Here is a 23,800-nt window from a genome sequence, read left to right as displayed (position 1 = left end):
GACGCTCCGCCCTGTCGCGCCTAGAGACCCGGTTGAAAAATCTTACCAGCCGCGAAAGCCGGCCATGACTGGAACTTTGACATGACGGGATCAAACATCGCCGATCTCAACCCCGAAATGCTTGCGGCAGCCGCCGAAAGCAAGGCCTGGCCGTTCGAGGAAGCCAAAAAGATTATCGAGCGCTACAAAGGCGCCGACTTTCCCGAGATCATCCTGTTCGAGACCGGCTACGGCCCGTCGGGCCTGCCGCATATCGGGACGTTCGGCGAGGTCGCGCGCACCTCGATGGTGCGCCATGCCTTTCACGTGCTGACCGGGAACAAGGTCAAGACCAAGCTGCTCTGCTTCTCCGACGATATGGACGGCATGCGCAAAATCCCCGACAATGTGCCGGATCGCGCAGCCCTCGAGCCCTATCTGCATATGCCGCTGTCGGCGGTGCCCAATCCGTTCGGCGGGGACTATCCGAGCTTTGGCGACCACAACAACGCGATGTTGTGCCGCTTCCTCGACACGTTCGGCTTCGACTACGAATTCGCCAGCGCGACGCAGTACTACAAGGCCGGCCGCTTCGATGCGATGCTTGTGCGCGCAGCCGAGCGCTACGACCAGATCATGGCGGTGATGCTGCCGACACTGGGACCCGAGCGCCAGGCGACCTACAGCCCGTTCCTGCCTATCTCGCCGAAGAGCGGGCGCGTGCTCTACGTGCCGATGAAGCATGTCGACGCCAAGGCCGGCACCATCACCTTCGACGATGAAGGCACCGAGACCACGCTTTCGGTGACCGGCGGCAAGGTCAAGCTGCAGTGGAAGCCGGATTTCGGCATGCGCTGGGCAGCGCTCGGCGTCGATTTCGAAATGTTCGGCAAGGACCACCAGACCAATGCGGTGATCTACGACCGCATCTGCAACATTCTCGGCGGACGCGCGCCGGAGCATTTCGTCTACGAATTGTTCCTCGACGAGAACGGCCAGAAGATCTCGAAGTCGAAGGGCAACGGGCTGACCATCGACGAATGGCTGCGCTACGCGCCGACCGAGAGCCTCGGCCTCTATATGTACCAGCGGCCAAGGCAGGCGAAAAAGCTCTATTTCGACGTCATCCCACGCGCCGTCGACGAGTACTACACCTTCCTCAACGCCTATCCGCGCCAGGACTGGAAGGAGCGGCTGGGCAATCCGGTCTGGCACATGCATGACGGCAAGCCGCCTTCCATCGACATGCCGGTGCCGTTCTCGCTGCTGCTCAACCTGGTCAGCGCCTCCAACGCGCAAAACAAGGATGTGCTGTGGGGCTTCATCTCGCGCCATGCATCTGGCGTGACGCCGGCGACGCATCCCGAACTCGACCAGCTGGTCGGTTTCGCCATCCGCTACTTCGACGATTTCGTGAAGCCGACGAAGACCTTCCGGCCGGCCGACGATGTCGAACGCGTGGCGCTGGAAGCGCTTGGCAACGCGCTTGCTGGCCTGCCGGCCGGCGCCGACGGCGAAATGATCCAGAACGCTTCGCTCAACGTGGCGCGCAAGATCGAACGCTATCAGGACCATTCGAAGAAGAGCCCGGACGGCGGCCCTGGTGTCTCGGGCGCTTTCTTCCAGATGATCTACCAGGTGCTGATCGGCCAGGAACGCGGACCGCGCTTCGGTTCGTTCGCAGCCCTCTACGGCATCGCCGAAACCCGCGCGCTCATTGAGCGGGCGCTGGCTGGTCAGCTGGCGGCGTAATTTCCGTCCCGGCCGGCGGCGTGTCCATCGCCGGGGCATCGAGGATCGGTTGCGACGCCGTCGGTGCCGCAACCGGCGTTGGCGCCGGTGGCAGGCCGCCAAGATCGGGCGCGGCGCCGAAGACGCCCTTCTTGGCGGCGCGCGCCTTGTCGCCCGCTTCGACATAGGGGCCGCCTGCCGTGGCGCGCGCCCAGCCGTTTTCGACCAGCCACTGGCCGACATCCAGCTTGCCGATGCGGCATTCGGCGGCGATCAGCGCACGGTCGGCCTCCGGCGGCACCTTGCAGGCAACGGCCCGGCCGCGCAGGAAAGACCGGAACGCGGTGCGCGCCCTGATACCGCAAGCCCAGGACTTGCCGCCCTCGGTGCAGGTCTCGTCTTGCCTGACCATGTCGATGCCGGAGACCGTCACGGAATAACCATTGGCTTCGATCAGGCCGGCGGCGGCCGCGACCGGCTGGAACAGTTTTGTTCCTCCCCAGTCGTCGACCGCTCTGCGCCCACGCGGCTTGGGCGGTCCGGCCAGCGCCAGGTCGCTCAGCGGCTCGCGTGGCTCAACCCGTTCAAGTTCTTCTACCGGCAGCGGCGGCGGTGCGATGGCCTCGGGATCGATCGCCCTCGAATGCACCTGAGGCGAGTGCATCGGAGGCTTGACGGGCTGGACCTCGGGGATCTCCGACGTCGCCGGCTCCTCGGGCACGGCCTCGGTCTCCGGGTCGATCTGGTCGACAGTGATGGCGGGGCCGTCGCGATGCAGCGCTCGACCGCCGGCGACGACAATGGCGACCATCACCGGGATCGCCAGGAGGGCCATGAGGATTTGAAGCAGACGCACCGCGAGACCTACTGGCTTGCCCAGACGATCCGCGCCACCCATTCGACATCGCGCATCGCGATGTCGCGGTCCGGGTGGTCGGGGTTGAGCGAGATCAGCACGATCGATTTCGTCGTCTGGCGGTCCAGAACCTTGGCCATGACTTCGCCGGCATTGGTCTTGACGACGACGCGGTCGCCCTTGCGGGTAGCGGCCCCCGGCTCGACGATCAGCACATCGCCATTGCGGTAGAGCGGCAGCATGGAATCGCCCTGCACCTTCAACGCATAGGAGGTTTCGGTCGCCCGTGCCGGAAGCTCGACAAGGTCCCAGCCCTGGCCTGAGGGATAGCCGGAATCATCAAAGAAGCCGCCGGCGCCGGCCTGGGCAAAGCCGAGCAGCGGCACCGCCGAACGCTGCGGGGCCAACGAGCCCGAAGCTGTCTTGGCACGGCCTTCGACCAGTCCGGTGAATTCGTCGAGCGAAGCGCCGGTCGCCTCGATGATCTTGGCCAGCGATTCGGTCGAGGGCCAGCGCGGCCGCCCATCCGAGGACAGCCGCTTTGACTTGTTGAAAGCGGTGGAGTCCAGACCGGCTCGCCGGGCCAGGCCGGAGGCCGACAACGAATAGCGCTCGGCGAGAGCGTCGATGGCTGCCCAAACTCGGTCATGCGAGAGCAATTCGCTCTCCTCAAAACAGGAAAAAATACCTTTTCCTTCTAACGCGCGGTTATCCGATTGTCCACCGGCGCGCGGCCCGATCTCTCAAAAAGCTGCGTGCGGCGAAGTCGTCATGGATGCCTCAAACTGCCTTGGGCAGGCTGCGCAATCCCTGGTGGGAGGTCATGCAAACCCGCTCGGCCTCGGTCGGCGGTCGCGGTTGAACGGAGCGGGCAAGCGTACTGTTGGACGCGCCAAGGACGCTGTAGCATTTTGATTTGGCGCATGATCCTTTCCGAAAATCGATTCCGATTTTCGGGGTCATGCGCGAGGTCGGCGAGCATCATGTAGCGGGCGTTGTTGAGATGGAGGTTGAAGTCGATGTCGGCAGGCAGCGAAAAGCCAGCCGACTTTCGCTGCCGACCGCGTAAGGGTCACGGCGCGCCTTGCCGTGGCCATGCGCGCAAGGCGCCCTCAGACGTACATGGGGCGCTAGCTCAAGCGGCCTTCTGCACTTCGCCTTTCGCATAGGGATCGAAGCGCTGGTAGAAGGTCTCGCCCTTCTCCGCCAGGTCGAGTAGCAGCTTGGGCGCCTTGAACTCGGCGCCGTATTTCTTCTGCAGGCCCTTGGCTATTCTGACGAACTCCCCGGCGCCGATGCCGTCGATATAGGACAGCGCGCCGCCGGTGAATGGCGCGAAACCGAAGGCGAGGATCGAGCCGACATCGGCCTCGCGCGGGTCGGTGACGATGCCCTCTTCCATCACCCGGGCCGCTTCCAGCGCAATGGTTACCAGCAGGCGCTGCTGCAGTTCCTCATAGTCGACCTCCTCGGCCTCCAGCTGCGGATAGAGATCCTTCAGGCCCGGCCACAGCTTCTTCTTGGCAGGCTTGGCCGGATAGTCGTAAAAACCCTTGCCGTTCTTGCGGCCGAAGCGGCCATGGGTGTCGACCAGCGTGTTGATCAGCGCCATCTGCCTGGGGTCGACAGACTTGTCTCCGAGGTCCCTGATGGTCTGCTTCATGATCTTCTGGGCAAGGTCGATCGCCGTCTCGTCGGTCAGCGCCAGCGGGCCGACCGGCATGCCGGCGGCCTTGGCGGCGTTCTCGATCATCGGCGCCGGAACGCCTTCGATCAGCATCTTGTAGGCTTCCGACATGTAGCGCAGCACGCAGCGGTTGACGTAGAAGCCGCGCGTGTCGTTGACGACGATCGGCGTCTTCTTGATGGCGCGCACGAAATCGATCGCGGTGGCCAGCGCCTTGTCGCCGGTCTTCTTGCCCAGGATGATCTCGACCAGCATCATCTTGTCGACCGGCGAGAAGAAGTGGATGCCGACGAAATTCTTCGGCCGCGCCGAATTCTTGGCCAGTGCAGTGATCGGGATGGTCGAGGTGTTGGAGGCGAAGACCGCTGACGATTTCAGCACGGCTTCGGCCTGCTCGGTGGCAGTCTTCTTGACGGCCGAATCCTCGAACACCGCCTCGACCACCAGATCGCAGCCGGCGAGATCGGCATAGTCGGCCGTTGGCGTGATCAGCGACAGAAGTCTGTCCTTCTCCTCGGGCTTGGCGCGGCCCTTCTTGACCTGATCGGAGATCAGGCTGTCGGAATGCGCCTTGCCCTTTTCGGCCGACGCCATGTCGCGGTCGAGCAGGACGACCGGGATGCCGGCCTTGGCGGTGACAAAGGCGATGCCGGCACCCATGAAGCCGGCGCCGAGAATACCGATCTTCTTGAACTTGGTCTCCGGCACGCCGGCCGGACGGCGGGCGCCCTTGTTGAGCTCCTGCAGCGAGACGAACAGCGAGCGGATCATCGCTGCTGCTTCCTTGGACTGCATGATTTCGGTGAAATAGCGCTGTTCGATCCGCAGACCGGTGTCGAACGGCACCAGCAGGCCTTCATAGACGCATTTCAGGATCGCCGCGGCGGCCGGATAATTGCCGTAGGTCTCGCGGCGCAGGATGGCGATGGCCGGCGGCCACAGATTGAAGCCGGCCGGCGTATAGATTTGGCCGCCAGGCAGCTTGAAGCCCTTCTCGTCCCAGGGCTGGACGGCTTTCAGGCCGTTCCTGATCATCGCCTTGGCGGTCTCGATCAGCTTGCCGGGTTCGGCGATCTCGTGGATCAGCCCCATCGCCTTGGCTTTCTGCGGCGACAGCGTCTGGCCGGTGGTCAGCATCTGCAACGCCTGCTGCTGGTCGGTCAGGCGCGGCACGCGTTGGGTGCCACCGGCGCCGGGGAAGATGCCGACCTTGACTTCCGGCAAGGCCATCTTGACCTTTTCGGAGTCAGCGGCAACGCGGCCATGACAGGCCAGCGACAGCTCGAACGCGCCACCCATGCAGGTGCCGTTGATCGCCGAGACCCAAGGCTTGCCCGACGTTTCGAGCTTGCGCCACAAGCCACCCATGCGGCCGGCATTGTCGAACAAAAGCTGTGCCGCCTTCTCCGGGTCCTTGGTCTTCTCCTTGGCAAATACGGCCAGCATCTTCTGCAGCATGGTCAGGTCGGCGCCGCCGGAGAAGCTGTCCTTTCCCGAGGTGATCACCGCGCCCTTGATGGCGGCGTCGGCCACCACATGGTCGATGATCTTCTCGAGCTCGTTCATCACCTCTTCGGTGAAGACGTTCATCGAGCGGTCCGGCATGTTCCAGGTGACCAGCGCGATGCCGTCTGCGTCGGTGTCGACCGTGAAGTTTGTATAAGTCATGTCTCTCTCCTTCCGGCCGAAAATCAGACGCGTTCGATAATCGTTGCGGTGCCCATGCCGGCGCCGATGCAGAGCGTCACCAGAGCGGTGTTCAAATCGCGGCGCTCGAGCTCGTCCAGCACCGTGCCCAGGATCATCGCGCCGGTGGCGCCGAGCGGATGGCCCATGGCGATGGCGCCGCCATTGACGTTGATCTTGTCGTGCGGGATTTCGAATGCCTGCATGTAGCGCAGCACCACTGAGGCGAAGGCCTCGTTGAGCTCGAACAGGTCGATATCCGACAGCTTCATCTTGGCGCGCTTCAGAAGCTTCTCGGTGACGTCGACCGGACCGGTAAGCATCAGCACCGGCTCGGAGCCGATGTTGGCAAAGGCGCGGATGCGGGCGCGTGGCTTCAGGCCCATCGTCTTGCCGGCCTTCTTCGAGCCGAGCAGTACGGCGGCCGCACCATCGACGATGCCGGACGAGTTGCCGGCATGGTGGACGTGGTTGACCTCTTCGACTTCCGGATGCTTCTGCACGGCGACCGCGTCGAAGCCGCCCATTTCGCCAGGCATGACGAAGGACGGGTTGAGCGAGGCCAGCGACTGCATGTCGGTCGACGGCCGCATATGCTCGTCATGATCGAGGATGGTGAGGCCGTTCTGGTCCTTGATCGGTATGACGGAGTTCTTGAAACGGCCATCGGCCCAGGCCTTGCCCGCACGCTTCTGGCTCTCGACCGCATAGGCATCGACGTCGTCGCGCGAAAAACCGTATTTGGTGGCGATCAGGTCGGCCGAAATGCCTTGCGGCACGAACCAGCCGGGCAGGCCGACGGACGGGTCCATGAACCACGCGCCGCCCGAGGCGCCCATGCCGACGCGCGACATCGATTCCACGCCGCCTGCAATGACGATCTCGTCGGCGCCTTGAGCGATCTTGGCGGCGCCGAAATTGATGGCGTCGAGGCCTGAGGCGCAGAAGCGCGAGATCTGCATGCCCGGCGCCTTGTTATCGTAGCCGGCCTCGAAGGCGGCGGCACGCGGAATGACGGAGCCGGCTTCGCCGACCGGATCGACGCAGCCGAAGATGATGTCGTCGACGTTTGCAGTGTCGAGGCCGTTGCGGTCGCGCAACGCTTCAAGCGTCCTGGCCGCAAGCCGCACCGCCGGCACCTCGTGCAGCGAGCCATCCTTCTTGCCCTTGCCGCGCGGTGTGCGCACGGCGTCATAGACATAAGCTTCAGCCATTTGCTTGCTCCTTGCTTTGCCGACGTCGCTCTCAGAGAGAGCGGCCGATCAGCAATTTCATGATCTCGTTGGTGCCGCCGTAGATGCGCTGGACGCGGGCGTCGCGGAACATGCGGGCGATCGGATATTCATTCATGTAGCCATAGCCGCCATGCAATTGAAGGCATTCGTCGACGACTTTTCCCTGCAGGTCCGAGAGCCAGTATTTCGCCATCGACGCCGTCACCGGATCCAGCCCGCCATTGATGTGGCGGGTGACGCAATCATTGTAGAAGACGCGGCCGATGGTGGCCTCGGTCTTCAGTTCGGCGAGCTTGAACTGGGTGTTCTGGAACTCGATGATCGCTTTGCCGAAGGCCTTGCGGTCCTTGACGTAGTCGATGGTCAGAGCAAGCGCGCGCTCGATCATGGCGATCGCGCCGGTGCCGATCTGCAGGCGCTCCTGCGGCAATTGCTGCATCAGCTGGATGAAGCCCTGTCCCTCTTCGTGGCCAAGCAGGTTCGAGGTCGGCACGCGCAGATCATTGAAGAACAGCTCCGACGTGTCGTTGGCCTTCAGGCCGATCTTGTCGAGGTTGCGGCCGCGTTCGAAGCCTTCGGCCTCGTCGGCCTCGACGACGATCAGCGAGGTGCCCTTGGCGCCTTTGGCCGGATCGGTCTTGGTGACGACGATGATGAAATTGGCCAGTTGGCCATTGGTGATGAAGGTTTTCGAGCCGTTGATCTTGTACTGGTTGCCGTCCTTCTCGGCGCGCGTCTTGACGCCTTGCAGGTCGGAGCCGGCGCCCGGCTCGGTCATGGCGATGGCGCCGATCAGTTCGCCGGTTGCCAGCTTCGGCAGCCATTTCTTCTTCTGCTCCTCGGAGCCGTAATGAAGGATGTAAGGGGCAACGATCGCATTGTGCAGGCCGATGCCGAAACCGTCGACGCCGACATGGCCGATCGCCTCGATGATGGCGCTCTCATGCGCGAAGGTGCCGCCGGAGCCGCCATATTCCTCCGGCATCGAGGCGCAGAGCAGGCCGGCGGAACCTGCCTTGCGCCAGCTCTCGCGGTCGACCATCTCGTTCTTCTCGAACTCGTCGTAGCGCGGCGCGATCTCTTCCGACATGAAGCGATGCGCCATGTCGTAGAGCATGCCGACTTCGTCCGCCGCCCAGGCGGGCTTCGGCAAGGAGAGCACTTCGGCTGGATTTGTCATGCCGTTTCTCCCGCGCCAACGTCCCCCTCCCCCTCGAGGGGAGGGTGGCCGCGAAGCGGTCGGGTGGGGTCGCCGATGACGTGCTCGACCTTATCTTCGGAATTGACGCGGGTTTGGGGCATTGCGATCATCTCCTACCAAAGCGCCAACCAGCCGGCGCACTGCACGCAAGGACCCCTCCCGGCCCTTCGGGCCACCCTCCCCTCAAGGGGGAGGGGGACGCCAGCCATTTCTAGAACGCTTCCGCAGGCAGCGCCATTAGCGTGTCCGCACCACTGGAAATGCGGGCGAGATGTGCCGATGTCTCGGGCATGATCCGCTCCATGAAGAAGCGCGCCGTCACCACCTTGTTGTCGTAGAAAGCCCCATTTTCGTGGACAGATTGGGAGCCATTGGCGCCGGTCTTGCCGAGCGCGGCCTTGGCCATCTGCGCCCACATGTAGCCGAGCGCCACAAGGCCAAAGAGATGCATGTAGTCGGTGGATGCGGCGCCGGCATTGTCGGGCTTGGCCATGCCGTTCTGCACCAGCCACATCGTCGCCGCCTGCAGATCGTTGAGGCCCTTCTTCAACGCCTTGGTGAACGGCGCCAGCTTCTCGTCGGCACGGTTCTCCTCGCAGAACTCGCCGACGTCCTTGAAGAAAGCCTGCACTGCGCGGCCGCCATTCAGGCCAAGCTTGCGGCCGACAAGGTCGAGCGCCTGGATGCCGTTGGCGCCTTCATAGATCATGGCGATGCGGGCATCGCGCACGAATTGGCTCATGCCGTGTTCTTCGATATAGCCGTGGCCGCCGAACACCTGCTGCGCCATGACGGCATGGTCGAAGCCCTTGTCGGTGAGCACGCCCTTGATCACCGGCGTCAGCAGGCCTGTATAGTCGTCGGCCGCCTGGCGATCCTTGTCGTCGGCGGAGCGGTGGGCGATGTCGGACTTGATCGCCGTCCACAGCGCCAGCGCGCGGCCGGCCTCGTTGAAGGCCTTCATGGTCATCAGCGAGCGGCGGATGTCGGGATGGACGATGATCGGATCGGCTTGTCTGTCCGGCGCCTTGGCGCCCGACAGCGAGCGGCCCTGCAGCCGGTCCTTGGCGTAGGAGACCGCGTTCTGGTAGGCGATCTCGGACAGCGACAGGCCCTGCAGGCCGACGCCGAGGCGGGCTTCGTTCATCATCGTGAACATCGCCTTCAGGCCGCCATTGGCCTCACCGAGCAGCGTGCCTTCGGCCTCGTCATAATTCATGACGCAAGTCGAATTGCCGTGGATGCCCATCTTCTCCTCGATCGACCCGCAGGAGAGCGTGTTCTTCTCGCCCGGATTGCCCGAGGCATCGAGCTTCAGCTTTGGCACGATGAACAGCGAGATCCCCTTCACGCCTGCCGGCGCACCTTCGATGCGGGCCAACACGAGATGGACGATGTTTTCCGACATGTCGTGCTCGCCGGCCGAGATGAAGATCTTCTGGCCTGAGATCTTGTAGGTGCCGTTGCCGTTCGGCACCGCCTTGGTGCGCAGCAGACCGAGATCGGTACCGCAATGCGGCTCGGTCAGGTTCATGGTACCGGTCCAGGACCCCTCGACCAGCTTCGGCAGCCATGTCGCCTTCTGCTCGTCGGTGCCGTGTGTGATGATCGCAGCGATAGCGCCTTGCGTCAGGCCGGGATACATCATCAGCGCCATGTTGGCCGAAACCATGTATTCGGCAACCGCGGTGTGCACGGCATAGGGCAGCCCCTGGCCGCCGAACTCGACGGGCGCCGCCAGTCCCATCCAGCCGCCTTCGCGATACTGGTCGTAGGCTTCCTTGAAGCCCTTCGGCGTCGTCACCGAGCCGTCCTCATGGCGCACGCAGCCTTCCATGTCACCGACGCGGTTCAGAGGATGCATAACGTTTTCGGCGAGCTTGGCGCCTTCGGCGAGGATCGCCTCGACAACGTCGGGCGTCGCGTCGGCAAATCCGGGAAGGTTGGAGTAGCGCTGATAACCCAGCACCTCGTTGAGCACGAACAGCGTGTCCTGGACCGGCGCCCTGTAGATCGGCATGTGTTTCCTCCACCATGCGGGTCTTGGCCGCGAGATCGAGCCCCGAAACATGAGGTTGGGGCGGCATGCGGGCCAATGTTGAAAGCGGGATAGCAAAAATTGACGTTTGCGTAAACGTCAATTTTGTCGCCGGGACAAAATTTACCTATGCCAGCCTATCGGCACGAGCGGTGCATGGCTTTGTGCAAAGCGAGGGGGGTCAAACAAAAAGAGCCGCGCGGGCGGCCGCGCGGCTCTTAAGTTCAAAGCTTTCGCCGGGAGCTGCGGAGCAAAATCAGCTGGCGGCGCTGGCCGGGGCCGAACGCTCGGACAGCATCTGGCGCACGGCCGACATCGAGCCGCTCAGCTCGTTGATGGCGTCGTCGATCAGCGCGCGCTGCTTCTGCAGGCGGGCTAGCTGCTTCTCCGACTTGTCGAGAGCCAGCCGCAATTGCTTGGTGTTGGATCCCGTGGGATCGTAGAGATCCATCATCTGCTTGACGTCGCGCAGCGAGAACCCGACCTTGCGGCCGAGCAGGATCAGCTTCAGCCGCGCCTTGTCGCGGCGCGTGTAGAGGCGCGTTGCCCCATCGCGTTTCGGATTGAGCAGGCCCTTGTCTTCATAGAAACGCAGCGTGCGCAGCGTCACGCCGTATTTCTTGGCCATCTCGCCGATGCGCACGAGCTCCTCACTGGCTTCGGCAGACATATTGTTGGTGTTGGCCGCGGCTTCGCCGGGCGAAACAAGTTTCATAGTCACTGGCTTTCCCCTGTCGTGGCATCGCGGTCTCGGACCTTGCAACGCCTGAGTGGAAGCGGGGGCATGCTTCCAGTCGTGGTTTCAACTAATTCATCGCAAAAGGCACGAACGGCGCCCCTCTTACGTTTACGTCAATTCTATAACGATAGCCGTCGCATGACGCAAGGGCGTTCTGGGATTGCGAAACCTTATGCCGCACCCCCGGCGCCGGGTCCGAACGGGCACCGCCTGTATTTCAGCAATGCCGTAACTTCTTAAGCTTGGTTAACACCTTGTTTACCACGATGGGTGAAATGTGCGGATGTCGGTCACCCGTGTTTATCCTGTAGCGAATTTTTCACGGTTTTTCGGAGAGCGGGCCTGGCCCGGGAAGCTCGTCTTCCGCCGCAGCAGTGCCGCGCGGCCGCCTTCGTTCCCGACAAGGACTTGGGAAACTGGCAGCAAGCCGGCCATTCTGAAAAACGGACGCATCGATGAACAGCAAGCGGTCCTATCTCGATACACTCAACGCCGGCAGGCCGCGCAGGCCGAACACCACGCTTGACGAATTGAACCGCTCGCTGGAAACGCTGGAGCAGCGGCTGGAGCGCAAGCGCGAGGACGCCGCCGAGCGCTTCGATCCGCGCCGGCCCGCTCCGGAGCCGCGCTACGCAAGTGCCCAGCCCTACGCCCCGCCGCCGCGCTGGTACGAGGACCCGCAGCCCGCGCCGCGGCCGAAAAGCCCTGTGACGGCCGCCTTCGACCAGAACTATCAGGCGATCGCGCGCGACATCGACCGCGTGCGCGGCCAGGAAGACAGCGTCGCCGTGGTCGGCAAGATCGCCGGCGAATTGCGTGGCCTGCGCGAGGAACTGCGCCATCAGATGACGGCCGGCCTGCAGCGCGAATTCGCCGCGTTGCGCAAGGACATCGAACGGGCCTTCCAGGCGAGCAACCAATCGGGTGGTCAGGCAGGCGGCTTGCCCGGCAAGGGCAGCGCCGAACTCGGCGTCGAATTCGAGCGGCTGTCCGGCGCCATCCAGACGCTGGCCGAGAAGAGCGACGACCGAAGCGTCAACATGCTGCGGCTCGAGCTCGAGCAGGTAAAGACGGCGCTCGACACATTGGCGCGCGAGGAAAGCGTGCTGAAGGTCGACCGCCGCTGGGACGATTTCGACCGCCGCTGGAGCGCGTTCGAGGACCGTGTCGACGCCGACCAGCGCAACCGCGCCGACGGCCCCGGATTTTCGGCCCTGACCGACCGGCTCGAACAGATCAGCAATGCGGTCCACAATCTGCCGGAATCGCTGTCGCTGCGCTCGATGGAAGAAAAGGTGCGCACGCTTGCCGGCGCCGTCGATCATTTCGTCAGCCAGCAGAGCAACCGCGGCGGCGACACGCTTGGCCTGATCGACGAACGGCTCGATGAGATTTCGCGCGCCATCGTCGCCTCCACCGTCGCCGCACAGGCCAATTCCTTCGACCCCGAACCGTTCGAGCGCATCGAGAAGCGGATCGCCTCGCTGGCGCAGCAGATCGAGGAAGTCGTGCAGGTTCGTCCGAGCGGCGAGGTTCTCGACCGTCTCAGCACGCTGTCGAACAGGGTCGACGAGCTTGCCGGCCGCGCCAATCTGCCGGAACAGGCGATGGAGCGCCTCGGCAAGCAGATCGCGATGATCGCCGACAAGATCGACCGCGCCCCGGCGATGCCCGACGCCGACTATATCTTCCAGGGTCTGGAACAGCGCTTCGACGTGCTGTCGGGCATGATGGAACGCCGGCAGGGCGACGCCATCGAACAGGGCAACATGCTGTTTCGCGATCTCGAGCGGCGGCTGGACGAGGTTGCCGACCGGCTGGACCAGCGCCAGCCGCAGGCTGACAGCGCCGGCATCATGGACGCCATCGACGCACGCTTCACCGCGCTCGCCCAACGCATGGAGACGCGCATTCCCGATCCTGCCAACGAGGCGGCGATCCGTGGCCTGGAAAGCCGGCTCGAAGACATTTCAAGCAGGCTGGAATCGTCGGCCGCGCAGGTCGCCGGCATCGATCCGGCACTGATCCGCAGCCTCGAGGCGCAGGTCTCCGGCCTATCGGCGCATCTGTCGAAGCCCGGCACGCCGCTGCCGGAATTCGAGGACATCAGCCCGCGCCTCAACGAAATCGAGAAGTCGCTGGCCGGAACCCGCGAATCCATCATGGGCGCGGCACGGGAAGCGGCCGAGAGCGCCGTGCGCTCGCTAGCAGATTCCAACGCCAACACCGCGGCCGTTACCGGCCTTGCTCAGGATCTGAAGACGCTGGAAGCGCTGACGCGCCGTTCGGACGAGCGCAATTCACGGACATTCGAGGCTATCCACGACACGTTGCTCAAGATCGTCGATCGTCTGGGCTCGCTGGAGACCAGCGAACCGGCCGAGGCGGTGAGCGAGCTTCTGGATGCCCAGGCCGAGCCGGCGCGGCGGGCCCGCGCTGCACGCGCCTCCAAGATTTCGGTGCAGGACGCGCCATCGATGGATATCGACCAGCCGCTGCCGCTGACCGGAGACATGGCCGATCTCGACGGCCGCGCCGCCGCCATCATGCGCAGCGAGCCGGATATGCGCGCCGACCCGGGTACGCGTAGCGACCTGGGTACGCGTAGCGACCCGGTCATGGGCAGCGAACCCGTGCGGCGCTCGCCAGCCGAGGCTGCCGCGGCCGCTGCCCAGGCAGCGCTCGGTTCCGACAGGACTGCCGAGAAAGGCGAAGCCACGGCCAAGACGTCGCTGTTCGGTGGATTGGCGCGCGCCTTCAGGGGCAAGAAGCCGGCTGACATGCCGCCGCTTGCCGGCTCGGGGCCTAATGTCGACATGCCGAGCGTCGATCTCGACGAGCCGCTCGATCCGAAGCTCGCCAACCGGCCGTTGGAGCCGGGCTCCGGCGCGCCCGACCTCAACGCCATCATGAAGCGCGTGCGCGACGAGCGCGGCCCGCCGGTGCGCCAAAACCCCGGCGATGCGTCGAAATCCGACTTCATTGCCGCGGCCAGGCGCGCGGCGCAGGCAGCGGCCGCCGAGGCCGACGCGTTGAAACGCCAGTCCACCATGAAGGGCCCGGTCAAGGCGCTTCGTATCGGCGACCTGCTCAAGGCGCGGCGCAAGCCGATCCTGATGGGAGCGGTCGCGATCATGCTGGCGCTTGCCGGCCTCCAGTTGGGCAAGGCCTTCTTCGCCGACCCGGTCGAGGTCGCAAGCAACGATACAGCGCCGATCGTCGCCTCGCAGCCGGTCGAGACTGCCTCGGTCAACGCTGCCAGCCAACCCAAGGCAGAACAGCAGGTGGCCGTGCAGGACTTGCCGGCCCGGATCGTCAGGCAGGCGGAGCCCACGGAACCGGCAGCTGGCAACGATGCGCCAATGAATGCGGCCTCGGTCGCCGCGCCCGAAGTGCCGGCGGTGGAGCCCGCGCCAGCGCCGATGGCTTTGGCCGATCCGGCCCCCGCGCCAAATGCAATGCTGCCGACCACCGCCACTGCGGAACCGGCGGCTGCCGACGCGCAGCCTGCGGCCGCCGTCATGGCGCCCTCGGCCTCGGATACGACGGCCTCGGATACTACCGGCGCCGTTCCGCCGGCTGATGCCGCGGTAACACCTGTCGTGGCCAAGATAGACGTTCCGGCCGATGCCGGCCCGCAAGCCTTGCGCGACGCGGCTGCCGGCGGTGACGCCAAGGCGCTGTTCGAGCTCGGTTCGCGCTATGCTGAATCGCGCGGCGTCAAGGAAGACATGGCGGCAGCGGCCAAATGGTACGAAAAGTCGGCCGAGCTCGGCTTCGCACCGGCGGAATACCGCATCGGCAATTTCTACGAGAAGGGCATCGGCGTCACGCGCGACGTCAAGAAGGCAAAGACCTTCTACCAGCTCGCCGCCGCGCAGGGTAATGCCAGCGCCATGCACAATCTGGCCGTTCTGTTTGCCATGGCCGCCGACGGCGTGACCGACAATGAATCGGCCGCGCACTGGTTTCAGGCGGCGGCCGATGTCGGCGTCAAGGACAGCCAGTTCAATCTCGGCATCCTGGCGGCAAAGGGCGTCGGCATGAAGCAGAGCCTGGAGGAATCCTACAAATGGTTCGCGCTCGTCGCCAAGACCGGCGACAAGGATGCGGCTGCAAAGCGCGACGAAGTCGCCACTGCGCTGCGCCCCGAACAGCTGGAGCGGGCGCGCGCCGCCACGGAACTGTGGAAGCCGAAGCCGCTCGACCCTGCGTCCAACTCGGCCGACATTCCTGAATCCTGGCAGGAAGGCACGCCGCAGACCACCGCCAGCGTTGACATGAAGAAGGCGGTCAAGAACATCCAGCTCATCCTCAACAAGAACGGCTACGATGCCGGCGGCGCCGATGGCGTGATGGGCGGCAAGACCAAGACCGCAATCATGGCTTTCCAGACCGACAACAAGATGCAGGCGACCGGCGAAATCGACGAAAAGCTGGTGAAGGCGCTGCTGGCGCACAAATAACGGCAGATGCGTCGCTAACGCGACGCCCTTGCCATACATTTGCCTGTTAACTGCTTGAGATGTTTTTTGTTTCGGTAGGGCGGCGGGGTTTGATCCCACTGCCCCGGCGGTGCAAGAAAGAATTGGCTTTTCGGTGCGACAATGCCCTGGAATGGCTGCAATCGCCGACAGGCAAACTGATCGAGACTGACGGGTGGGCATCTATCTCCCGATCGCGGAAATTTCCGTCAACGTCTTCGTGCTGCTGGCAATGGGCGCGGCGGTGGGTTTCCTGTCGGGCATGTTCGGGGTCGGTGGCGGCTTTCTGATCACGCCGCTCTTGATCTTCTACAACATCCCGCCGGCAATCGCCGTTGCCACTGGCGCCAACCAGGTTATCGCCTCCTCCTTCTCCGGCGCGCTGTCGCACATGAAGCGCGGCACGCTCGACTTCAAGCTCGGCGGGGTGCTGCTGGCCGGCGGCATCGTCGGCTCGACCGGTGGTATCTTTGTCTTTGCCTTCCTGCGCCGGCTCGGCCAACTCGATTTGTTCATTTCGCTGCTCTACGTCGTGCTGCTCGGCACCGTCGGCGGGCTGATGCTGGTCGAGAGCGTCAATGCGCTGCGCGCCACGCGCAGCGGTGCGGCGCCGGTCTTGAAGAAATCCGGCCAGCACAACTGGATCCACCGGCTGCCGCTGAAGATGCGCTTCAGGGCCTCGAAGCTGTTCGTCAGCGTCATTCCGGTGCTGGGGCTCGGCGCCGGCATCGGCTTCCTGTCGTCGATCATGGGTGTCGGCGGCGGCTTCATCATGGTGCCGGCGCTGATCTATCTCTTGAAAGTGCCGACCAACGTCGTCATCGGCACCTCGCTGTTCCAGATCATTTTCACCTCGGCCTACACCACGCTTGTCCACGCCACCACCAACCAGACGGTCGACGTCATGCTTGCCTTCCTGCTGATGGCGGGCGGCGTTGCCGGCGCGCAATATGGCGCCAAGGCAGGACAGAAGCTGCGCGGCGAACAGCTCAGGGCACTGCTGGCGCTGCTGGTGCTGGCGGTTGCCATCCGGCTTGCCATCGATCTCTTCGTCACGCCGCTAAACCTCTATTCGCTGACCGCCGCGGGCCTGAACTGATGCCGCAGTGGGGGATTTTTTCGGCCGCCGCTTTGCTTATCGCCGTCGCTCTGCCGGCCGCAGCGCAATCGCCGAACCCCTTGCCGGAAGGCATCCAGATCGGTCTCTCCACCGACGCCGTGTCGATCACCGCCGGTTTTTCCGGCGCCGACCTGACCATTTTCGGTTCGCTGGAAAACCCCGACCCGCTGGTCGCGCGGCAGGGGCGCTATGACGTCATCGTCGTGCTCGAAGGGCCGCCGCGGCCGGTTGTGGTGCGCCGCAAGGACCGGGTGCTCGGCGTCTGGGTCAACCTGGAATCCGAGACCTTCGAGAACGTGCCGGTCTCCTACTCCGTCGCCACGACACGGCCGCTGCAGGACATCACCGAACCCAACAGCTACAAGCAGCTGTCGCTCGGCGCCTCCAACCTTTACATGCAACCGGCCGACGTAACCGACAGTCCGGCGACGATCGAGGAATTCACCGTGGCGCTGCGCGAGCGCAAGGCGGCGACCGGCCTCTATAGCGAGAATGTCGGCGGCGTGCAGTTCCTGTCGCAGAACCTGTTTCGCGCCACGGTGCGGCTGGCGCCCAATGTCCCGGTTGGAACGCATAAAGCCCGCGCGTTCCTGTTCAAGAGCGGCCTGTTCCTCAAGGAAAGCTCGGCCCAGCTCGAAATCCGCAAATCGGGTTTCGAACAGTCGATCTTCCGCGTCGCGCATGATTACTCCTTCCTCTACGGCGTCTTCTCCGTGTCGCTGGCCATGATCACCGGCTGGCTGGGCAGGCTGATCTTCCGCAGGGATTGACGCGCACGACCCATTTCCGGGGAAAGGGGGTTCCCCTTTTCTCAGTCTTGCGATAGACCGCCGCCTCCCAACCCTCGGGTTACACGCACAATCATTCGGCAGAACGGTCAGGCCTCTGGACGGCGCGCGCCTTGCGGACGCCTGCCACAGCGACGACCCAATGACAGGAGGCTGCAATGCACCAGGCATTTGGCGGCATCGATTTCGGCACGTCCAATTCGACGGTGGGCGTGATCCGCAACGGCCAGGCACGGCTGGTGGCGCTGGAAGGCGGACAGCCGACATTGCCAAGCGCGGTTTTCTTCAACTTCGAGGACGGTCACACCTATTTCGGCCGCCGCGCCATTGCCGACTACACCGATGCCATCGAAGGCCGGCTGATGCGGTCGCTGAAGAGCGTGCTCGGCAGTTCGCTGGCGCATGAGAAGACGCGGATCAAGGCCCGGCAGATCGGTTTCATCGACATTGTCGGCATGTTCGTCGGCCATTTGAAGAAGCGGCTTGAGGAAGATGCCGGCGCTCCGGTGGAGAACGTTGTGCTCGGCCGGCCGGTGCAATTTGTCGACGACGATGTGGAAGCCGATGCCAAGGCGCAAAGCGAGCTTGAAAAAGCGGCGCGCGCGCAAGGCTTCAAGCACATCGCCTTCCAGTTCGAACCGATTGCGGCTGCACTCGACTATGAGCAGGACGTGAAGCGCGAGGAACTGGCGTTGATCGTCGACATGGGCGGCGGCACGTCCGACTTCTCGATCGTGCGCGTTTCGCCGCAACGCGCCCGCTCACGCGACCGCAAGGACGACATCCTCGCCAACCGCGGCATTCATATTGGCGGCACCGATTTCGACCGGCTGCTCAGCATCGCCCATGTCATGCCCAAGCTCGGCTATCTCTCGCCCACAAAAGACGGCAAGCGCAACCTGCCGGCGAGCTATTTCATTGATCTCGCGACGTGGCAGCGCATCAACCTCGTCTATACTGCCAAGGCGATGACGCATCTGAGGCAAATCCGCTTCGAGGCCGTCCGCGCCGACCTTGTCGACCGCTTCATCCATATTGTCGAGCACCGTTACGGCCATGCGCTGGCCGGCCTCGTCGAACGAGCCAAGATCGCGCTGACGGATCAGGCTTCGGCCGATGTAACGGTGGCGCTGCCTGGCGCGCATTTCGCCGCCGAGATCTCGCGGACCGGCCTGGAAGAGACCATCGCCGCCGACATCGAGCGGGTGTCCGCTACGGTGCGGCAGACGATTGCCGATGCTGGCGTGAAAGCGTCCGACATCACCGCCGTGTTCCTCACCGGCGGCTCGACCGCCATCCCGCTGGCACGGCGCGAAATCCTGTCGCTGGTGCCGCAAGCCGCCGTTATCGAGGGCGACATGTTCGGTTCGGTCGGCCTTGGCCTGGCGCTGGATGCACAGCGGAAGTTCGCCTGATCGCTTACGCCGGATTGCTGACGGCCTCAGCGCCGAGATGCGCCTTGAGCGCCATCTGGGCGAGGCTTGCCTGGCGGTCGCGATGGGTGATCATGGCGAAGTCGCGCTTCGGCAGTTCGAGCGGCACCGACCGGAGACTGCCCTCGGCGACGGCGCGTCCGACGACGAGGTCCGAGATGATGGTGGCGCCGGCGCCGGCCTCGACCGCCTGGCGAACCGCCTCGTTGCTCGGCAGCACCAGAAATATCTGCAGGTCGCCAAGCGATATCCCCTCGCGGCGGGCCAGGTCCTCCAGCACCTCGCGCGTGCCCGAACCACCCTCACGGATGATCCAGCGCAGCCCTCTGATATCCGGGCGGCCCGGCGCGATCTCGGCGATTTCGGGATGCGAGGCGGCGACGACCAGCATCAACCTGTCGACGTCGACCTTGGTGCGGCGGAGGATGTCTGACTCGGTGCGCCCCTCGACCAGACCGAGATCGGCGGTGCCGTCGAGCACATTGGCCTCGACCTGCCTGGTGTTGCCGATGCTGACGCTTAAGCGCACCGCCGGGTAGGCTTCATGGAAAGAGGCCAGCCTGCGCGGCAGCCAGTAGCTGGCGATGGTCAGGCTGGCGGCGATCGACAGGCTGCCGGCGACCGTCTGCGAGACATGCTCCAGCACATTTCGGGCGGCGGCGGCGCGTTCCAGCACCGCCTTGGCCTCGGGCAGGAAACGGTGGCCGGTCTGAGCCAGCTCGATGTTGCGGCCGACACGGTTGAACAGATGAACGCCATGCTGCTCTTCCAAAGCGCGGATAGCCGCCGACGCCGCCGACTGGGAGATGCCCAAAAGCTCCGCCGCCTTGGTCATATGGCCGCGTTCGGCAACGGCAACGAAAATGCGCAACTGGTCCAGCGTCATGTGTGCATTAAGAACCAATTCCGATCGAATTTACAAGAACAACTGATTAGACGGATCGATAGCTTTATTCTACTTTTTCAGTCGAAGTTAGAAAGAATTCGCCAACAAATCGCGGCCAACAAAATGATCGGGCGGTTCAGATCCCTGTTTGCGCATTGGACCCGTGGCCTCAGGCGGCGGCTGGCCGGCGATCGATATCATCCTGAAGAACACTATATGCGTGGCCCCGGACCGAAGACGCGGGCCAAATTCGCAGGTAGCAAAAGCACGCCGGCATCATGAACCCAGCTGCGCCGCGCGGAGCCAATTCCGCACCGTCGCAACGGCCGCTTGGCGATACACGCGCGCCTGATGAAGGCGACGGCGTCGACACCTCGCCCGCTATCTCCGACAGCATCGCCAAGACCACCTGTTATATGTGCGCCTGCCGGTGCGGCATCGACGTCCACATCAAGGACGGCAAGGTGCGCTACATCAACGGCAACAAGGCCCATCCGGTTAACCGCGGCGTAATCTGCGGCAAGGGCAGCTCCGGCATCATGCAGCACTACAGCCCGGCGCGGCTGAAGAAGCCGCTGTTGCGCAGCGGCCTGCGCGGCTCGGGCGAATTCCGCGAGATCGAGTGGGAGGAAGCGTTTTCGATTGCGACCGGGCGGCTATCGCATATCCGCCGGACCGATCCGAAAAAGCTCGCCTTCTTCACCGGGCGCGACCAGTCGCAGTCGCTGACCGGCTGGTGGGCGAGCCAGTTCGGCACGCCGAACTTCGCCGCCCATGGCGGCTTCTGCTCGGTCAACATGGCGGCCGGCGGGCTCTACACGATCGGCGGCTCGTTCTGGGAGTTCGGCGAGCCGGACTGGGACAATACGAAATACTTCATGCTGTTCGGCGTCGCCGAGGACCATGATTCCAACCCGATCAAGATCGGCTTGGGTAAACTCAAGGCGCGCGGCGCCAAGGTGGTGTCGATCAACCCGTGCCGCACGGGCTACAACGCGATTGCCGACGACTGGATCGGGATCCGGCCGGGCACCGACGGCCTCTTCGTCTTCGCCCTCATCCACGAACTGCTCAAGGCAGGCCGCATCGATCTCGACTATCTGCTCCGCTACACCAACGCCCATGTGCTGGTCATCCAGGAGCCGGGCGCGGCGGACGACGGGCTATTCCTGCGCGACAGCGACAACAATCTTCTCGCGTGGGACAGAGTGGCGAAGACAACCGTCAACGCAGCCGATGCGGATGTGAAGCCGGCGCTGACCGGCAGCTTCACGTTCGCCGGCCGCCGCTGCGTGCCGGTGTTCCGGCTTATCGCCGACCGCTACATGGACGACAGCTACGCACCCGATGCGGTCGCGGCACGATGCGGCATTCCGGCCGACACCATCCGCCGGATCGCCGCCGAACTCGCCCACGTCGCCTTCGAACAGACGATCGAACTGCCGGTTGCGTGGACCGACTGGGCCGGACGGCGGCACGAGACGATCAAGGGACGGCCGGTGTCGATGCATGCCATGCGCGGCATCTCGGCCCACTCCAACGGCTTTCACTCCTGCCGCGCCATCCACCTGCTGCAGGTGCTGCTCGGCACGGTGGACGTGCCCGGCGGCTTCCGTTTCAAGCCGCCCTACCCGCGCTCGGCGCCGCCGGGACCGAAGCCGGCCGGCAAGGTGGTCAGGCCGATGACGCCGCTCGACGGCATGCCGCTCGGCTTCGTCTGCGGGCCGGACGATCTCCTGGTCGACGAGGCCGGCACGCCTTTGCGCATCGACAAGGCTTATTCCTGGGATGCGCCGCTCGCCGCGCATGGGCTGATGCATACGGTCATCCGCAATGCGTGGGCCGGTGACCCGTACCCAATCGACACGCTGATGATGTACATGTCGAACATGGCGTGGAATTCCTCGATGAACACCGTCGAGACCATTGCCATGCTCACCGACCATGACGAAGCGGGTAACTACAAGATCCCCTTCATCATCTATTCCGACGCCTATTATTCCGAGACGGTGCCGTTCGCCGACCTGGTGCTGCCCGACACCACCTATCTCGAACGTCACGACTGCATCAGCCTGCTCGACCGGCCGATCAGCCATGCCGACGGGCCGGGCGACGCGATCCGCCATCCGGTGGTCGAACCGGACCGAGATGTCAGGCCGTTCCAATCGGTGCTGATCGAACTTGGCGCTCGGCTTGGCCTGCCCGGCTTCGTCGAGGACGATGGCTCGGCCAGATATGCCGACTATGCCGACTACATCGTCAATCACGAACGCACGCCGGGCATCGGCCCGCTGGCCGGCTGGCGCGGCAAGGACGGCACTTCCGTCGGCAAGGGCGAAGTCAATCCCGACCAGTTGCAGCGCTACATCGGCAATGGCGGCTTCTGGCACCAGGATTTTGCTGAGGACCAGCGCTATTACAAGATGGCCAACCGCTCCTATCTCGACTTCGCAGAGCAGATGGGGTTCATCCCCAAGGCCGAGCCGATCGTGTTCCAGCTCTATTGCGAACCGATGCAGCGCTTTCGCCTCGCCGCGCGCGGTCATGGTCGCGTCCAGCCGCCCGAGAGCGAACGCCGGCGCATCGAGACCTATATGGATCCGCTGCCGTTCTGGTTTACCCCGTTCGAAGAGGCCGCCGTCGATCCGCATAAATACCCGCTGCATGCGCTGACGCAGCGGCCTATGCACATGTATCATTCCTGGGGCTCGCAGAATGCGTGGCTGCGGCAAATCACCAGCCAGAACCGCCTGTTCGTGCACCACAAGACCGCGGCAGATCTCAGTCTTGTCGACGACGACTGGGTGTGGATCGAAAGCATCAACGGTAGGGTTAAGGGGCAGATCAAGCTGGTCGACGGCGTCAATGCGGATACGGTCTGGACCTGGAACGCCATCGGCAAAAGGCGCGGCGCCTGGGGTCTGAAGGACAACGCTGCCGAGAGCAACCGCGGCTTCCTGCTCAACCACATTATCGGCGACCAGACATCGGCTGACGCGAAAGGCAAACGCTATTCGAATTCCGATCTGGTGACCGGCCAGGCGGCGTGGTTCGACCTCAGGGTACGCATTGTCAAATGCTCTGATGAGGAAGCCGGCTTCACCGAACCGCAATTCGAGCGTTTCAGCCAGCCGCCAAATGTCGAGCCTTCGCCCGACATCCTTCGCTTCGGCGCCGAGTTCCGCGTCCATAGGGAAGCCGTGGAATGACCTGCCTTCCCGCCCATACAGACAAGAAGCTTGGCCTAGTCATCGACCTCGACACCTGCGTCGGCTGCCAAGCCTGCGTCACCGCCTGCAAGGAGTGGAACACCGGCGGCCACATGGCGCCACTGACCGACATCGACCCCTATGGCGGCCGTGTCGACGGCGTCTGGTTCAACCGCGTGCACAGCTATGAGCACACGACCGAGGCGGGCGGGCGCACGGTCAACTTTCCGCGCTCCTGCCTGCATTGCGAGACGCCTGCCTGCGTCACTGTCTGCCCGACCGGCGCGTCCTACAAGCGGGCGTCGGACGGCATCGTGCTGATCGACGAAAGCAAATGCATCGGCTGCAAACTGTGCAGTTGGGCCTGCCCCTATGGCGCGCGCGAATTCGATACCGACGTCGGCGTGATGAAGAAATGCACGCTGTGCGTCGATCGCATCTACAACGACAATCTGGCCGAGGAAGACCGCGTGCCGGCCTGCGTTGCCGCCTGCCCGACCAGCGCCCGGCATTTCGGCGATCTCGGCGATCCCTCGTCGGCTGTCTCGCAACTGGTGGCGGAGCGTGGCGGCGTCGACCTGATGCCGGAGATGGGCTACAAACCGACCAACAAATATCTGCCGCCGCGCGCCCAGCGCGCCGCATGGGTGCCGGCGCCAAGGCTCGAGCCAGTCACGGCCGAAGGCGGTTTTCTCGGCTGGATCGACCGCATGCTTTCGAACTGACCA

Annotated in this window: 15 protein-coding genes; 7 read left to right on the top strand and 8 right to left on the bottom strand. The window is 64.1% G+C overall.

The genetic code is table 11. The annotated features are described in order from the left end of the window. Positions 1-81 precede the first annotated feature (81 nt). Positions 82-1,731 carry a lysine--tRNA ligase gene (locus NKJ76_RS09945; RefSeq protein ID WP_352537311.1) on the top strand — a complete coding sequence of 550 codons (1,650 nt, stop codon included), beginning with the start codon at positions 82-84 and terminating at the stop codon, positions 1,729-1,731. On the opposite strand, the gene NKJ76_RS09940 is transcribed toward NKJ76_RS09945, so the two are convergent. The 7 genes from NKJ76_RS09940 to NKJ76_RS09910 all read right to left on the bottom strand — a co-directional run bounded on the left by NKJ76_RS09940 (position 1,694) and on the right by NKJ76_RS09910 (position 11,128). After that, entirely contained in the window at positions 1,694-2,566 is an 873-nt protein-coding gene (locus tag NKJ76_RS09940) for a thermonuclease family protein (RefSeq protein ID WP_352537310.1), read from the bottom strand. The genes NKJ76_RS09945 and NKJ76_RS09940 overlap by 38 nt on opposite strands. A gap of 8 nt (positions 2,567-2,574) precedes the next feature. Further along, positions 2,575-3,225, bottom strand: coding sequence for a S24 family peptidase (locus NKJ76_RS09935; RefSeq protein WP_352537309.1), 651 nt, complete (start codon positions 3,223-3,225; stop codon positions 2,575-2,577). 476 nt (positions 3,226-3,701) lie between these two features. Continuing rightward, complete coding sequence (locus tag NKJ76_RS09930; protein WP_352537308.1) at positions 3,702-5,921, bottom strand: 3-hydroxyacyl-CoA dehydrogenase NAD-binding domain-containing protein; 2,220 nt, start codon at positions 5,919-5,921, stop codon at positions 3,702-3,704. 23 nt (positions 5,922-5,944) lie between these two features. Beyond that, positions 5,945-7,153, bottom strand: coding sequence for an acetyl-CoA C-acetyltransferase (locus NKJ76_RS09925; protein ID WP_023669613.1), 1,209 nt, complete (start codon positions 7,151-7,153; stop codon positions 5,945-5,947). A gap of 31 nt (positions 7,154-7,184) precedes the next feature. Beyond that, entirely contained in the window at positions 7,185-8,354 is a 1,170-nt protein-coding gene (locus tag NKJ76_RS09920) for an acyl-CoA dehydrogenase family protein (RefSeq protein ID WP_023681961.1), read from the bottom strand. Between the two features lie 232 nt (positions 8,355-8,586). After that, a complete protein-coding gene (locus NKJ76_RS09915) occupies positions 8,587-10,395 on the bottom strand; it encodes an acyl-CoA dehydrogenase (protein ID WP_023681963.1) in 1,809 nt (602 codons plus the stop codon). Between the two features lie 274 nt (positions 10,396-10,669). Continuing rightward, a complete protein-coding gene (locus NKJ76_RS09910) occupies positions 10,670-11,128 on the bottom strand; it encodes a MerR family transcriptional regulator (RefSeq protein WP_023669610.1) in 459 nt (152 codons plus the stop codon). Between the two features lie 479 nt (positions 11,129-11,607). On the opposite strand from NKJ76_RS09910, the gene NKJ76_RS09905 reads away from it, so the two are divergent. The 4 genes from NKJ76_RS09905 (at position 11,608) to NKJ76_RS09890 (ending at position 18,959) form a co-directional block, all read left to right on the top strand. Beyond that, positions 11,608-15,618 carry a peptidoglycan-binding protein gene (locus tag NKJ76_RS09905; RefSeq protein WP_352537307.1) on the top strand — a complete coding sequence of 1,337 codons (4,011 nt, stop codon included), beginning with the start codon at positions 11,608-11,610 and terminating at the stop codon, positions 15,616-15,618. 193 nt (positions 15,619-15,811) lie between these two features. Further along, complete coding sequence (locus tag NKJ76_RS09900) at positions 15,812-16,735, top strand: sulfite exporter TauE/SafE family protein (protein ID WP_352510948.1); 924 nt, start codon at positions 15,812-15,814, stop codon at positions 16,733-16,735. Then, on the top strand, positions 16,735-17,526 hold the full coding sequence (locus NKJ76_RS09895) for a TIGR02186 family protein (protein ID WP_352537306.1): 792 nt from the start codon (positions 16,735-16,737) through the stop codon (positions 17,524-17,526). The genes NKJ76_RS09900 and NKJ76_RS09895 overlap by 1 nt, the downstream gene beginning before the upstream one ends. Before the next feature lie 176 nt (positions 17,527-17,702). Further along, positions 17,703-18,959 carry an Hsp70 family protein gene (locus tag NKJ76_RS09890; RefSeq protein ID WP_023699496.1) on the top strand — a complete coding sequence of 419 codons (1,257 nt, stop codon included), beginning with the start codon at positions 17,703-17,705 and terminating at the stop codon, positions 18,957-18,959. A 4-nt stretch (positions 18,960-18,963) separates the two neighbouring features. Here NKJ76_RS09890 and NKJ76_RS09885 read toward each other — a convergent pair whose 3' ends face one another. Next, entirely contained in the window at positions 18,964-19,863 is a 900-nt protein-coding gene (locus tag NKJ76_RS09885; protein ID WP_023699495.1) for a LysR substrate-binding domain-containing protein, read from the bottom strand. A 278-nt stretch (positions 19,864-20,141) separates the two neighbouring features. Here NKJ76_RS09885 and NKJ76_RS09880 point away from each other — a divergent pair, with 278 nt between their 5' ends. Both NKJ76_RS09880 and NKJ76_RS09875 read left to right on the top strand, forming a co-directional pair. Continuing rightward, positions 20,142-23,072, top strand: coding sequence for a molybdopterin oxidoreductase family protein (locus NKJ76_RS09880; protein ID WP_352537305.1), 2,931 nt, complete (start codon positions 20,142-20,144; stop codon positions 23,070-23,072). Further along, a complete protein-coding gene (locus NKJ76_RS09875; protein ID WP_352500240.1) occupies positions 23,069-23,797 on the top strand; it encodes a 4Fe-4S dicluster domain-containing protein in 729 nt (242 codons plus the stop codon). The genes NKJ76_RS09880 and NKJ76_RS09875 overlap by 4 nt, the downstream gene beginning before the upstream one ends. Positions 23,798-23,800 lie beyond the last annotated feature (3 nt).

The organism is Mesorhizobium sp. M0029 (genome assembly GCF_040323735.1).
Classification (GTDB): domain Bacteria; phylum Pseudomonadota; class Alphaproteobacteria; order Rhizobiales; family Rhizobiaceae; genus Mesorhizobium.
The sequence above is the reverse complement of the archived record's forward strand: the minus strand, read 5'-3'. Positions and strand labels throughout refer to the sequence as shown.